We start from the raw sequence: 14129 nt of genomic DNA, 5'->3' as shown, positions 1-14129 counted from the left end.
TAGCTTGCGTCTCCATTCTAACGAATTGGCCTGATGGCCGCCGAAGTCGGCCCAATTCAGCCGATCTTAGCGATCGGGGCATCGGATATCGGTACCGGGGCCTTCGTTGTGAGACGTCAAACCTGTACTAAGGCAGAAGATACGGGCACGGCGAAACGGGCACAAGTCGGGACAACGCGGGGTTGCAAAGGACGTGAACGTCCCAAGAGCGCAACCATGAAAAAAGGAGGCCGAAGCCTCCTTTTCTGGCATCACGCGGATTTCAGGTCCGTCGGGCGGACGGTGCACCGTGAGGTGCATCCGCCCCGACGTCATATGAGATCGACGTCCCGCGCCGTCCGGTCACCCGGTCACTTGATTAAGCAGTGTGGTTCGTCGAGTGCGTTTCCACCTGCTCCATCGGACCGCTGTTGAGCGGCGTGGACGGGCGGCGTTCACGCGGCACGTGCGGTGCCGGTGCTGCCTGCGCAGCGGCTTCCTTGGCGGCACGGTGCTTGTCGGCGTCCGTATGGACCCAGACCAGACCCACGCTTTCCAGCGTCGATTCCAGCGCGCCGCGCTCCAGCGTCGGGGCCACCGCCACCGGGGCAGCCTTCTGCGTCACGACTTCCGTCACCGCAGCAGCGGCTTCCATCACGACCGGTGCCGCAGGGGCTGCCGGTGCAACGGGGGCCGGTGCGACTTCCACCGGCTTGGCGGTTTCGACCATCTGGACCGGTGCCGGGGGCGTCGATTGCGTCGGCGCTTGCGTCGTCGGTTGAGCCGATTCGGCGACCGGAGCCGGTGCGGCTTCTGCCGGAGCGCTCGACGCAGCTGCCGTGGCGGCAATCTCCGTCAGGGCTTCGGCCGGAACCGTCGGCTGAGCCGGGGCAGGCGTCGCGACCGGCAGCGGAGCGCTGACCGGCGGCACGATCGGTGCGGCAGCCACTTCAGCGGTCGGCAGCGGTGCGACGTTGACCGGTGCGACCGGTGCGATCGTCGGGGCTTGCGTGACAGGTTCCGAAATCGGCTCCGAAACCGACTGCGACGGCACTTCCGGCGTTGCGGCCGGGGCGGCTTCCGTCACCGTGGCGACAGGTGCCGGGGCTTCGACCGGCGCGGCGCGTACCGGCGTCGGTTCTGCGTGAGCCAGCGGTGCGGCCGGTGCCGGAATGGCCGGCGTCGTCGCACGGACCAGGGCATCGGTCGCCGCGTTCTCGGCGGATTCGTCCGTCAACACCGGTGCACGCGTGCCTTCGACTGCTTCCAGGGCTTCGCCTTCGACTTGCTCGCCGTCGGCGTTCAGTTGCGATTCACCGGCTTCGCGCTCACGACGGCCACCACGACGACCGCGACGACGGCTGCGGCGACGCTCTTCACCGCCTTGCTCGCCTTCTTCACCCGTTTGCGGCGCGCCTTCGACCTGAGCCGTCAGACGATCCTGATCCAGTTCTTCCTGCTCGGCGTTCAGCGGTGCTGCCGGGACTGCGCGTTGCGTCACGGCTTGCTGGCCTTCGGCCCCTTCAGCCTGACGACGGTCACGACGCTCGCCACGTTCACGACGGCTGCCACGTTCGCGGCCTTCACGCGGCTCACGACCCTCCTCGGCACGCACGTCCTGAGCCGGTTGACGCTGGACGTCGTCGCGCTCGCGCTTGTCGCGGCCTTCCTGACGTTCCTGGCGTTCCTGGCGTTCATTACGGTCGCCACGTTCGTTGCGTTCATTGCGCTCACCACGGTCCGCACGTTCTGCGCGTTCCGGACGTGCGCCACGACCGTCACGGCCCTCGCGGCCGTCACGCGCCGGCTGGCCGGCGTTGTCCTTGCCCGACTTGTTCTCGTCGCGGGCATTGCCACGGCGATTGCGGTTTTGCTGATGCGGACGCTCATGGCGCTCGCGCGGCGGACGTGCCGTCGGCTTGGTCGGCTCTTCGGCCTTGACCGGTGCGGGCGCGGCAGCGCCGACACCGAACAGACGCTTGATGAAACCGAAGAAACCACCGGTGGCCGGTGCGGCTGCGGCCGGTGCGGTCGCGGCGACAGGCTCCGGGCGCGGTTGTGCGGCCGGTGCCGGTTGCTCGGGCGTGATGCCCTTGACTGCGGCTTCCTGACGCGGACGCGCATCTTCTTTCTTCTTGCTGTAGCCGGCCGGATCTTCTTCCAGCGAGCGTGCAGCCTCTTCGGCGAGCGCGTAGCTGGCCTTCGGGGCATCCAGACGCGGATCGTCGAAGCGCAGGCGCTCCAGCTTGTAATGCGGCGTCTCGAGGTGCTTGTTCGGGATCAGCAGCACGCCAACCTTGAAGCGCGCTTCGATCTTATTGATTTCCTGACGCTTTTCGTTGAGCAGGAACGCCGAGACTTCGACCGGCACCTGGCAGTGGATCGCTGCCGTGTGCTCCTTCATTGCCTCTTCCTGGATGATGCGCAGGACTTGCAGTGCCGACGATTCGGCATCGCGGATGTGGCCGGTGCCGTTGCAGCGCGGGCAAGTCACGTGCGTGCCTTCCGACAGCGACGGACGCAGACGCTGACGCGACAGCTCCATCAAGCCGAAACGCGAGATCTTGCCCATCTGGACGCGTGCACGGTCGTGCTTGAGCGCATCCTTCACACGTTGTTCGACTTCACGCTGGCTCTTGGCCGACTCCATGTCGATGAAGTCGATCACGATCAGACCGCCGAGATCGCGCAGACGCAACTGGCGCGCGACTTCGTCGGCGGCTTCCAGGTTGGTGCGCAGGGCGGTTTCTTCGATATCGGCGCCCTTGGTCGCGCGCGCCGAGTTCACGTCGATGGAAACGAGCGCTTCGGTGTGATCGATCACGATCGCGCCGCCCGAGGGCAGCGGCACCTGACGCGAGTAAGCCGTCTCGATCTGATGTTCGATCTGGAAACGGGAGAACAGCGGCACGTCGTCGCGGTACTGCTTCACGCGGTTGAGGTGATCGGGCATGACCACCTGCATGAAGTTGCGTGCTTGTTCGGAGATTTCTTCCGTATCGATGAGGATTTCACCGATATCCGGCTGGAAATAGTCGCGGATGGCGCGGATGACCAGGCTCGATTCGAGATAGATCAGGGCCGAATCGCGCGGCAATTCGATGTTGTGGGACGCGCCTTCGATGGCGTGCCAGAGTTGCAGCAGGTAGTTCAGGTCCCACTGCAGTTCTTCGGCCGAGCGGCCGATACCTGCGGTGCGGGCGATGATGCTCATGCCTTCGGGCAGTTCGAGCTGGCCCATCGTCTCGCGCAGTTCCTGACGGTCTTCGCCTTCGATACGACGCGAAACACCACCGCCACGCGGGTTGTTAGGCATCAGCACCAGATAGCGGCCAGCCAGGGAAATGAACGTCGTGAGGGCTGCACCCTTGTTGCCGCGCTCTTCCTTTTCGACCTGAACGATGAGTTCCTGGCCTTCGGAGAGGGCGTCCTGAATGCGCGCATTGCGCACATCGGCACCTTCGCGGAAGTACGCGCGGGCGACTTCCTTGAACGGCAGGAAGCCGTGGCGGCCTTCGCCGTAGTTGACGAAGCAGGCTTCGAGGGAGGGTTCGATACGGGTGATGACACCCTTGTAGATATTGCCTTTACGCTGTTCGCGTCCGGCAGTCTCGATATCGATGTCGATGAGTTTTTGCCCATCGACGATTGCCACGCGCAGTTCTTCCTGCTGCGTGGCGTTAAACAACATGCGTTTCATGAAAACGACTCCCACCCGCCGCAGTTGCCAATGCGCAGTGCGTCGGGCACGTATCACTCGAGTTATCCAACACGCGAGGTTCGAGCCGGGAGTGGAAGAATTGCCGGGGGGTCCGGGCGATGAGGCCGACGGACGCTATGGCGCCAGGAATACGTTTTCGCGCTCACCCGGATCCGCCGGGCCGCCGGAAAACACCGGCTCGGCGCGGATCACTTCGGGCTTGCAGTCCATACCAATAGAAACTGGACGAGAAACTTCATCAGCGTTTTCTCGGGGCGCCTGCCGACACTTATTCTTCTTGTGACGGCGCCTCACTTCGACTTTTTGCGCGAACGATATTCACAAAGCGATCAGCTCGGACAATGCAGTCCGGGCTGATCGCCAAAAAATTCTATAACCACCAACTCTATCCGCGTCACACGCGCTCGACCGAAGCGGCCTATGGGCCCACTTCCTGCCGTCGCTGCGTGACGTGCGTGCGCTCGCTGCTCCAGGGTCACCGGACGAGCAGCCTGCCCGGGGTGCAAGTAAAATACCGTTTTGGGGTATGCACCGACAGAGGTGGGGATTTGGCATGATTCCCGCTACCGCCATCTCTGTCGGACAAATTATATTCATAATGAATGAGTTAGGCAAAAGTCGGCAGAAAATGGTTGCGCCGGCGTCCGCACCGCAGGTTCGTCTCGTCGAGGTTGACGATGGTTCGGCCGGTCAACGTATCGATAATTTCCTGTTGCGTGAGTGCAAAGGGGTACCGAAAAGCCACGTCTATCGCATTCTGCGTAGCGGGGAAGTCCGCGTAAACAAAGGGCGAGTAGACGCAGCCTATCGACTTGTCATCGGCGATATCGTCCGCATTCCGCCGGTCCGGATGGCCACGCCCGACCCCGAGGCAAAGGCCCATGTCCCGGCCGCCACCTTCCCCATCCTGTTCGAAGACGACTACCTCATGGCCATCGATAAGCCGGCCGGTGTGGCCGTGCACGGTGGCAGCGGGGTGTCGTTCGGGGTGATCGAGCAATTGCGTCAGGCGCTGCCGCAGTTGAAGTTCCTGGAGCTGGTGCATCGGCTGGATCGCGAGACGTCCGGCATTCTGTTGCTCGCGAAAAAGCGAGCGGCGCTAGTCGGCATGCATGAACAGATCCGTCACAACCGGATGGACAAGCGCTATCTCGCCTGCGTCACGGGCGAATGGCGAGACCCCAAACGCGCGGTCAAGGCACCGCTATATAAGTATGTCACCGCCGAGGGTGAGCGCCGGGTGCGGGTGCAGGAAGACGGGCAGGCATCACACACCGTATTCCGCATGGTGGAATCTTATCCGCCTTATACATTGCTCGAAGCGGAACTGAAAACGGGGCGCACCCATCAGATCCGGGTTCACCTGGCGCATTGCGGTACGCCCATTGTTGGCGACGACAAATATGGCGACTTCACGCTGAACAAGAATCTGGCGCGGCCCGGCGTTCGTCCCGGTATCAAGCGGATGTTCCTGCACGCTTATCGGCTGAAGTTCACGCACCCCGTGCTGGACACGCCGATTGCGTTGGAAGCGGCGTTGCCGCCAGAATGTGAGCAATTCCTGAATCAACTTCGAACCACCACCGCTGATGCCAAGCCCTGAATTTGACCTGGTCGTGTTCGACTGGGACGGGACGTTGATGGACTCGACGCCCACGATCACCCGCTGCATCCAGGCGGCTTGCCGGGACCTCGGGTTGCCGGTGCCGACGGACGAGTTGGCTAGCCACGTCATTGGCCTCGGGTTGCGCGACGCGCTGCAAATGGCCGTGCCCTCGCTCGACCCGTCGCACTATCCGCGTCTGTCCGAGCGCTATCGGTTTCACTATCTGATAGGTGATAAGGAGACGGTGCTGTTCCCGGGCGTTCGCGAACTGCTCGACGAATTGCGCTCACGAGGCCGTTTCCTCGCTGTGGCGACGGGGAAATCTCGGGTCGGACTGAACCGGGCGCTGGAATCCGCCGGTCTGATGCGGATGTTCGACGCGACCCGTTGCGCCGATGAGACATTTTCGAAGCCGCACCCGGCCATGCTGCAAGAGCTGACGCGCGAACTCGGTCAGGATCTGCGCCGTACCGTCATGATCGGCGACACCACACACGATTTGCAGATGGCGCGCAGTGCTGGCGCGGCGGGCGTGGGCGTGGCCTACGGTGGCGCGCATCCGCGCGATCAACTGGTTGCGCTCGAACCCGCATATTGTGCAGGCAGCGTAGCCGAGCTGCGCGACTGGTTGCTGGAGCGCGTGTGAGCGAAGCCGCACATCCCACGATGCCGCTGCCGATTTGTCCGGGCAATGCACTGGAAGACGGCGGGCTCGGGGTTCGCTTCGAGGTGCTCGTCGGCGGACGGCCCACGCCGGCTTTCGTGATTCGTTACGACGGCCGCGTCTACGGCTATCTCAATCAGTGCGCCCACGTGCCGATGGAGATGGACTGGTCCGAGGGACAGTTCTTCGAGACGGGCGGCTTATACTTGATGTGCGCAACGCACGGTGCGACGTACGAGCCCGATACCGGGCTTTGCGTTGGCGGGCCGTGCCGGGGCGGGGCATTGCAGCCGGTGCGCGTCGAGGAACAGCCTGCTGCATCGGGCGAGCCCGGCGCGCCGACGACCGTCGTCTGGTGGCCGGAGGCCGGTATCGCGGCGCCCGAAACGTCAACCTCCTGACAAAACATCCGCATCCGGTGCTAAGTTACTTCAAACGTTGCTGAGCGGTCCAATGTCTGTCTCGCCTGTCTCGTCTTTCACCCAAGTCTCTGGATAACGTATGGCCGACTCCCTGCCGCCCGATTCGCCGCGCTCCGAACCCGGTTTCACGCCACCTGGCGGGCGTTCGCCACAGGCGTCCGGTGCGGGTCGCGATCCCCATGAGGTCAAGCCGTGGGAGCGCGAAATGCTGGAAAAGGTCTTGATGGCTGGCATTCGCGAGCAACGTGCTGCGCGACGCTGGAAGATCTTCTTTCGTCTGCTGATCCTGGCGATCATTGCCTTTGCCGTGTGGTCGATCTTCGATTTCGACGGTGGCAGTACGACATCTGTCGGATCGACTGCGGGCAAGCACACTGCGCTCGTCACGCTGAACGGCGAAATTGCCGCTGACGGTCAGGCGAGCGCGCAGAAGATCAACGCGGCGCTGGAATCGGCGTTCGAAGACAAATCGGCTGCCGGCGTGATCCTGCGCATCAACAGTCCCGGCGGTAGTCCGGTGCAGGCGGGCATGATTTACGACGATATCGCTCGTTTGCGTGCCAAATATCCGAAGAAGCCGATTTATGTCGTGGTCGAGGAAATGTGCGCGTCCGGCGGCTATTACGTGGCGGCTGCCGCCGACAAGATTTACGTCGACAAGGCGAGCATCGTCGGTTCCATCGGCGTGTTGATGGACGGCTTCGGCTTCACCGGGTTGATGGACAAATTGGGCGTGGAGCGCCGTCTGCTGACTGCGGGCCGCAACAAGGGCTTCCTCGACCCGTTCTCGCCGCAGACCGATCAGCAGAAGACGTACGCGCTGGACATGCTCGAACAAGTGCACCAGCAGTTCATCACGGCGGTCAAGAAGGGACGTGGCGACCGTCTGAAGGAGGATCCTGATCTTTTCAGCGGTCTGTTCTGGACGGGGCAGCGCTCCGTCGAGCTAGGGTTGGCCGACGGCCTGGGTACGGTCGACTCCGTGGCGCGCGATGTGCTCAAGGCCCCCGATCTGGTCGACTACACCGTCAAGGAAAACCTGCCCGAACGTATGGCGCGACGCTTTGGCGCCGCAGTGGGCGCGGCAGCGATGAAGACGATGCTCATGGGCACCGCGGTGACGATGAAGTAATTGTTACGCTGCGCCGTCCATCGATAGACTGCGCAATGGTAAGAACGGAAAACCCCCACGGAAGCCGGACTTCCGTGGGGTTTTCTTGTTTACGTCCCGTTATTGCGCCAAAAACAGGAAAATCGCAGGCCGTTTATGCAGTTCGACGCTGGCTTGCGGCCATCCCTTGACCCGGTGCGTCACGATTTGCTCCGCATCCTGCGTGACATCGACGGCCACGCAAAGCAGCGTGGAGGCGTCGCAACTTTGCAGTAGGGCGTCGAGCATCGCTTTGTTGCGGTACGGGGTCTCGATGAAGATCTGCGTTTGCTTTTCCTTGCGTGAGCGCTGTTCGAGCTCACGCAGACGCTTGGTGCGCTCGCCCGCATCCGTCGGCAAATAGCCGTGAAAAGCGAAGCTTTGGCCGTTAAGTCCGCTGGCCATCAGGGCGAGGAGAATCGAGCTGGGGCCGACGAACGGCACCACCCGCACGCCTTTTTCATGGGCACGGCGCACCAGCAGCGCCCCCGGATCAGCGACCGCCGGGCAACCGGCCTCCGACACGAGGCCGCCATCTGCGCCCGCCAGAATGGGCGCGAGCAGCGCATCGACAGCCGCATCAGGCGTATTGACGTTCAGTTCGCGGATGTCGATTTCCTGAATCGGCGTGCTGACGCCCACCAGTTTCAGAAAGGCACGGGTACTCTTGGCCTGTTCGCCGACGAAGTACTTCAGCCCGGCGGTCACCGTGCGGACCTCTTCGGGCAACACGGACGGCAGCCCGCCTCGGGTGCTCGTGCCGAGCGTGTTGGGAATCAGATACAGCGTGCCGCTCATGCTGCGCTCCCCTGTGGTGCCACGCCGGGGCCGGGCAGGGCGATGCCGGCATGCATCAGCATGGTCGTGAGCGCAATCAGCGGGAGACCGATGAGCGCGGTGGGGTCGTCGTTTTCGATGGTTTCGAGCAGCATGATGCCGAGGCCTTCGGATTTGGCGCTGCCTGCGCAGTCATAGGGCGTTTCTGCTCGAAGGTAGGCGGCCAGGACGTTATCGGGCAGCTCGCGGAACTTCACTCGCGTTACGACGTCTTTGGCTTGGCTCTCGCCGTTGCGGGCGTCGTAGACGCACAGGGCGGAGTGGAACTCGACCACCTTGCCGCGCATGTCACGCAGTTGCGTCATGGCGTTCTCGAAATTGCCGGGTTTGCCGATCTGGCGGCCTTCGAAGGTGGCGACCTGATCGGAGCCGATGATGACGGCGTCAGGGTGGCGGGCAGCGACGGCCTGTGCCTTCTGGCGGGCCAGCCGCAGCGAGGTGTCGTGCGGTGTTTCGCCAGCGGCGGGCGTTTCGTCGATGTCCGGGACGTCGACCGAGAACGGCAAGCGCAGGCGCTCGAGCAGTTCGCGGCGATAGCGTGATCCGGAGGCCAGGATCAGCGATGGCAGGGGCTGTGCGGTCATCGGGTTTAAGTGTTTGACGAGAAACGAAAAACTATTTAGAATTCACGGCTTTTGCAATCTGGCGCTCGGTCTCGCCAGCCTGCGCGACACCGGTTCAAACGTCTGAAAGTGGCGTCGAATCAGGGCGCTGCGGGTGGCAGGGGACATGAATGCGGTCAGATGCGCCAAGGCAAGGATGAGCGTGATGAACGAATATATCGTCGATCTGTTCGAATTCGCGCGTACCGGCCGGGTGGCGGAAGGTGACGTGCAGCTTGCGGCATTGCCGCGCATGGTAACCGAAGTGCCAGCCGAAGTCTCGGCATCGGGGCGGGCTGAGGGCGTGTTCCACTGGCGTGCGCAAGGGGCGGAGAAGCCCGTGCTGCGCGCGGATGGTAAGCCCACCGTGAAGCAGTTTTTGACGCTCACGGTCGAAGGCCCGATGTGGCTCGAATGCCAACGTTGCCTCACGCCTTATGAGGAGTCGCTCGACTCGGAAACGACGTTCGAGATCGTGACTGACGAAGCCGCTGCGGAAGCGCGTCCTCTCGATGAAGACGAACTCGAAGCGCTGGTCGGCTCCAAACATTTCGATTTGCGCGAGCTGATCGAAGAAGAATTGCTGTTGGCTTTGCCTATCGTCCCGAAACATGAGGTTTGTCCGAGTGTTCACGATAGTCTGGCTACCGGAAGCGACGGGTTGGCAGCGCCGGCTCCGGAGCCCGAAGAAGAGGATAAGCCGTCTCCGTTCGCGGCGCTGGCAGCGCTCAAGCGCTCGCCGGACAAGGACGGAAAGTAATGTGCGGCCGGATTTCCGGCTCACCAAAGTACATGTTTGCGTTAGTCGCACAGGTCGGGCCGACAGGCCGACACCGTAGGGCGGCGCTCGAACTGTGTTAAAATTTCGCGATATTTTGAGGAGTTATCATGGCCGTTCAACAGAACAAGAAGTCGCCGTCGAAGCGCGGCATGCACCGTTCGCACGATTTCCTGACCGCACCGTCGACCGCCGTCGAACCGACGTCGGGTGAGACGCACCTGCGTCACCACATCTCGCCGAACGGTTTCTACCGTGGTCGCAAGGTCATCAAGACCAAGAACGACTAATAATTCGGCCCTCAAGGCGATACGCGCCCATCATGGCGCTGTTTGATCGTCCGATGTGGCAAAAGCGGCACTCATCCTGCCGCTTTTTTTGTTACCTGTACCGCAAGCCAATCACGTCGACATGACAGTCACCCTGACGATCGATTGTATGGGCGGAGACCACGGCCCATCGGTGACGGTGCCGGCTTCGGTTCGCTTCGTGCAATCCACCGACGATGTCGAACTTGTGCTGGTCGGGCAGCAGGAGATCATTAACGCGCAGCTCGCGAAGCTGCGTGTGACGGATCACCCGCGCCTGTCCGTCGTCAATGCGAGTGAAGTCGTCGCCATGGACGACTCGGTCGAGACAGCGCTGCGCAAGAAGAAAGACTCTTCGATGCGCGTGGCGCTCAATCTGGTCAAGGAAGCGCGCGCGCAGGCCTGCGTGTCCGCCGGGAATACCGGTGCGCTGATGGCCGTCTCGCGTTACGTCCTCAAGACGCTACCCGGTATCGAGCGCCCGGCAATTGCCACGGTGCTGCCAAACGAGAAGGGTGGCTACACGACGATGCTCGATCTGGGCGCCAACGTCGACTGCGAACCGACTCACCTGCTGCAATTCGCCGAGATGGGCCACGCGCTTGTCGCAGCGGTCGATGGGAAGGAACGTCCGTCGATCGGCCTGCTCAACATTGGCGAAGAAGTCATCAAAGGCAACGACGTCATCAAGCAGGCGGGCGAGCTGCTGCGCGGCTCCACGCTGAATTTCTACGGCAACGTGGAAGGCAACGACATTTATCGCGGTACGACGGATATCGTCGTCTGCGATGGTTTCGTCGGCAACGTTGCACTCAAAACTTCCGAAGGCCTGGCACAGATGCTCGGCGACATGATCCGCGAAGAGTTCACCCGTACGTGGTGGACGAAGGTGATTGCCGTCATCGCATTGCCGATTCTCACTCGCTTCAAGAACCGCGTCGACCATCGCCGTTACAACGGTGCTGCGTTGCTCGGGTTGCGTGCGCTCGTCATCAAGAGCCACGGTTCCGCCGATGCCTACTCGTTTGAATGGGCCATCAAACGCGGCTATGATGCAGTTCGCAACGGTGTGCTTGACCGTCTGTCGCACGCCATGCAAGAGAATCAGACCCAGCTCCAGGACAACAAGCCGGCGAGCGCCATTCCGGCGCTCTGAAGCCGGTCCCGCCCCGGTGCGCTAACCGACCATAAGATGACCCAGTCCGCGATTTATTCCCGTGTCGTCGGCACCGGCAGCTACCTGCCGGCACGACGCGTGACCAATCAGCAGTTGGCAGACGAGCTTGCCACCCGAGGCATCGAGACGAGCGACGAGTGGATCGTCGCCCGTACCGGCATTCAGGCGCGCCATTTCGCCGCGCCCGACCAGACGAGCAGCGATATGGCGGTGGAAGCCGCCAAGCGCGCACTCGACATGGCGGGATTGAGCGCCGACCAGATCGACCTGATCATGGTGGCCACGTCCACACCCGATTTCGTGTTCCCGAGTACGGCTTGCCTCGTGCAGAACAAGCTCGGCATCACCAACGGTTGCGCCGCGTTCGACATTCAGGCTGTGTGCTCGGGCTTCGCCTACGCGATGGCGACGGCCGACAACTTCATTCGCTCGGGTGCCTACCGCAACGTGCTGGTGATCGGTGCGGAAACGTTCTCGCGCATTCTCGATTTCAACGACCGTACGACGTGCGTGCTGTTTGGCGACGGCGCCGGTGCGGTCGTGCTGCAAGCGTCCAGCGAGCCGGGCATTCTGTCGAGCGCGCTGCACGCTGACGGCAGTCACTCGAACATCCTCTGTGTGCCGGGCAATGTGAGCGGTGGCGCGGTGCAGGGTGAGGCGTTCCTTTATATGGATGGTCAGGCGGTGTTCAAGCTGGCCGTCAAGGTACTCGAAAAGGTGGCTCACGAGGCCCTCGAGAAGGCTGGGCTGGAAGCGTCGGCGATCGACTGGCTGATTCCGCATCAGGCCAATCTGCGCATCATGACGAGCACCGCCCGCAAGCTGGGTGCCGAAGCGAAAATGGTCGTGACCGTCGACCAGCACGGCAATACTTCCGCGGCATCGATTCCGCTCGCACTCGACGTCGCGGTTCGCGACGGTCGTATCAAAGCTGGCCAGAACGTCATGATCGAAGGCGTGGGTGGTGGCTTTACGTGGGGCGCGGTGCTTTTCCGCATGTGAACGTCCCGGCGCCGGAGCACCACGCGAACCTGCCGCACGTTGTGAAGTGTGGTGTAAGCGAAACGCGTGAGAAGGCTCTCTTGCGTGTCGTTGCGGCGCGCTAAGATGCGCCGCCATGTTTCTGAATCTGACTGTAAAACCAGCCGCTATGACATTCGCTTTCGTTTTCCCGGGACAAGGATCCCAATCGGTGGGCATGCTCGACGCATTCGCGGACAACGCTGTCGTGCGCGAAACGCTTGCCGAAGCTTCGGACGCTCTCGGGCAGGATATCGCCAAGCTGATCGCCGCTGGCCCCGCCGAAGAACTGAACCTCACGACCAACACACAGCCGGTGATGCTCACCGCCGCCTACGCGATGTACCGCGCGTGGCTGGCTGACGGTGGCGCAACGCCGGCTTTCGTCGCTGGCCACAGCCTGGGTGAGTACACGGCGTTGGTGGCCGCTGGCGTCATCGCATTCAAGGACGCCGTGCCGCTCGTGCGTTTCCGCGCGCAAGCCATGCAGGAAGCCGTGCCGGTCGGTCAGGGCGGTATGGCGGCGATTCTCGGTCTGGACGACGACACCGTTCGCACCGTCTGCGCTGATGCGTCGGCGGCGGGCGTGGTCGAGGCCGTCAACTTCAACGCCCCGGCGCAAGTCGTGATCGCCGGTGCTAAGGCGGGCGTCGAGAAGGCCTGCGAGCTGGCTAAGGCTGCGGGTGCCAAGCGCGCGCTCGTGCTGCCGGTGTCCGCACCGTTCCATTCGTCGCTGCTCAAGCCTGCGTCGGATCGTCTGCGCGAGTATCTGGCGAGCGTGACGTTTAACGCGCCGCAGGTCCCGCTCGTCAATAACGTGGATGTGGCGGTCGAAACCGACGTGGCTCGCATCAAGGACGCGCTGGTGCGTCAGGCGGCCGCCCCGGTGCGCTGGGTCGAATCGGTGAAGTGGCTCGCCGCGCAAGGCGTGACGCAAGTGGTCGAGTGCGGTCCGGGCAAGGTGCTGACCGGCCTGACCAAGCGCATCGACGGCAATCTCACGGGTTTGGCAATCACCGATCCGGCCTCGCTGGCCGACGTGCGCGCCCAACTCTCGTAAGCCATAGGCAAGGGTAATTCTTTCATGAGCAAGCAACTCGAAAACCTCGTGGCGCTGGTGACCGGCGCCTCGCGCGGCATCGGTCGTGCCATCGCCCTCGAACTGGCTCGCCAGGGTGCGACGGTCGTGGGTACCGCCACCAGCGAAGCCGGAGCGCAAGGCATCGATGCGTATTTCGCAGAAGCCGGTGTCGCGGGCAAGGGCATTGTCCTGAATGTGACCGACGCCGAAGGCGTGGCCGCAGCGCTGGACGACATCCTCAAGCAACATGGCAAACTCGACATCCTCGTCAATAACGCCGGTATCACCCGCGATAACCTTGCGATGCGTATGAAGGACGACGAGTGGGATGATGTGATCGACACGAACCTCAAGGCGATCTTCCGTCTGTCGCGCGCTGTCATTAAGCCGATGATGAAGGCGCGTAGCGGCCGGATCATCAATGTGACGTCGGTCGTCGGTTCCGCAGGCAACCCGGGGCAGGCCAACTACGCTGCCGCGAAGGCGGGCGTGTCGGGCATGTCGCGCTCGTTGGCCGCTGAGATCGGCAGCCGAAACATCACGGTCAACTGTGTGGCCCCCGGTTTTATCGACACCGATATGACCAAGGCGCTGGGTGAAGCACAGCACGAAGCGCTCAAGGCACGCATTCCGCTGGGCCGTCTGGGCGCGCCGGAAGATATCGCCAATGCGGTGGCGTTCCTCGCGTCTCCGCAGGCAGGTTACATCACCGGCACTACGCTTCACGTGAACGGCGGCATGTTCATGAATTAAGGAAGATGTGCGCAAATTGCGGTGAGATTGC

The 14129-nt window shown here is 62.7% G+C and carries 13 protein-coding genes; 10 read left to right on the top strand and 3 right to left on the bottom strand.

The genetic code is table 11. The annotated features are described in order from the left end of the window. Positions 1–358: 358 nt before the first annotated feature. Positions 359–3679: an Rne/Rng family ribonuclease gene (locus tag PCO31010_RS12300; protein ID WP_150664498.1), complete on the bottom strand. Its 3321-nt coding sequence runs from the start codon at positions 3677–3679 to the stop codon at positions 359–361. Between the two features lie 619 nt (positions 3680–4298). Here PCO31010_RS12300 and PCO31010_RS12295 point away from each other — a divergent pair. From PCO31010_RS12295 to PCO31010_RS12280, 4 genes are all read left to right on the top strand, one after another. Further along, the gene (locus PCO31010_RS12295) at positions 4299–5303 is read left to right on the top strand and encodes an RluA family pseudouridine synthase (protein ID WP_150664607.1); all 1005 of its coding nucleotides are present in this window, start codon (positions 4299–4301) and stop codon (positions 5301–5303) included. Then, a complete protein-coding gene (locus tag PCO31010_RS12290; RefSeq protein WP_039401249.1) occupies positions 5290–5952 on the top strand; it encodes an HAD family hydrolase in 663 nt (220 codons plus the stop codon). Before PCO31010_RS12295 ends, PCO31010_RS12290 begins: the two co-directional genes overlap by 14 nt. 20 nt (positions 5953–5972) lie before the next feature. Next, entirely contained in the window at positions 5973–6371 is a 399-nt protein-coding gene (locus tag PCO31010_RS12285; RefSeq protein WP_150664606.1) for a Rieske (2Fe-2S) protein, read from the top strand. A gap of 100 nt (positions 6372–6471) precedes the next feature. Further along, the gene (locus PCO31010_RS12280) at positions 6472–7524 is read left to right on the top strand and encodes a S49 family peptidase (RefSeq protein ID WP_150664497.1); all 1053 of its coding nucleotides are present in this window, start codon (positions 6472–6474) and stop codon (positions 7522–7524) included. 99 nt (positions 7525–7623) lie between these two features. Here the strand turns inward: PCO31010_RS12280 and PCO31010_RS12275 are convergent, their stop codons facing one another. Together PCO31010_RS12275 and PCO31010_RS12270 are read right to left on the bottom strand one after the other, a co-directional pair. Then, positions 7624–8340 carry an SAM-dependent methyltransferase gene (locus PCO31010_RS12275; RefSeq protein WP_150664496.1) on the bottom strand — a complete coding sequence of 239 codons (717 nt, stop codon included), beginning with the start codon at positions 8338–8340 and terminating at the stop codon, positions 7624–7626. Beyond that, positions 8337–8963, bottom strand: coding sequence for a Maf family nucleotide pyrophosphatase (locus tag PCO31010_RS12270; protein WP_150664495.1), 627 nt, complete (start codon positions 8961–8963; stop codon positions 8337–8339). The genes PCO31010_RS12275 and PCO31010_RS12270 overlap by 4 nt, the downstream gene beginning before the upstream one ends. Positions 8964–9138: 175 nt before the next feature. Between PCO31010_RS12270 and PCO31010_RS12265 the strand changes: the two genes are divergently transcribed. From PCO31010_RS12265 to fabG, 6 genes are all read left to right on the top strand, one after another. Then, entirely contained in the window at positions 9139–9741 is a 603-nt protein-coding gene (locus PCO31010_RS12265; protein WP_150664494.1) for a YceD family protein, read from the top strand. A 128-nt stretch (positions 9742–9869) separates the two neighbouring features. Beyond that, positions 9870–10049: a 50S ribosomal protein L32 gene (rpmF, locus tag PCO31010_RS12260; protein ID WP_023594409.1), complete on the top strand. Its 180-nt coding sequence runs from the start codon at positions 9870–9872 to the stop codon at positions 10047–10049. 121 nt (positions 10050–10170) lie between these two features. After that, positions 10171–11223: a phosphate acyltransferase PlsX gene (gene plsX, locus PCO31010_RS12255; RefSeq protein WP_150664493.1), complete on the top strand. Its 1053-nt coding sequence runs from the start codon at positions 10171–10173 to the stop codon at positions 11221–11223. Between the two features lie 36 nt (positions 11224–11259). Next, a complete protein-coding gene (locus PCO31010_RS12250; protein WP_039401236.1) occupies positions 11260–12246 on the top strand; it encodes a beta-ketoacyl-ACP synthase III in 987 nt (328 codons plus the stop codon). A gap of 148 nt (positions 12247–12394) precedes the next feature. After that, positions 12395–13324, top strand: a complete 930-nt coding sequence (gene fabD / locus PCO31010_RS12245; protein WP_150664492.1) for an ACP S-malonyltransferase — start codon at positions 12395–12397, stop codon at positions 13322–13324. Positions 13325–13348: 24 nt separating this feature from the next. Beyond that, complete coding sequence (gene fabG / locus PCO31010_RS12240) at positions 13349–14098, top strand: 3-oxoacyl-ACP reductase FabG (protein ID WP_039401231.1); 750 nt, start codon at positions 13349–13351, stop codon at positions 14096–14098. Positions 14099–14129: the final 31 nt, after the last annotated feature.

Origin of the sequence: Pandoraea commovens, assembly GCF_902459615.1 — a bacterium.
GTDB lineage: Bacteria > Pseudomonadota > Gammaproteobacteria > Burkholderiales > Burkholderiaceae > Pandoraea > Pandoraea commovens.
Note: the sequence above shows the minus strand (reverse complement) of the source record. Positions and strands in the feature narration are given on the sequence as shown.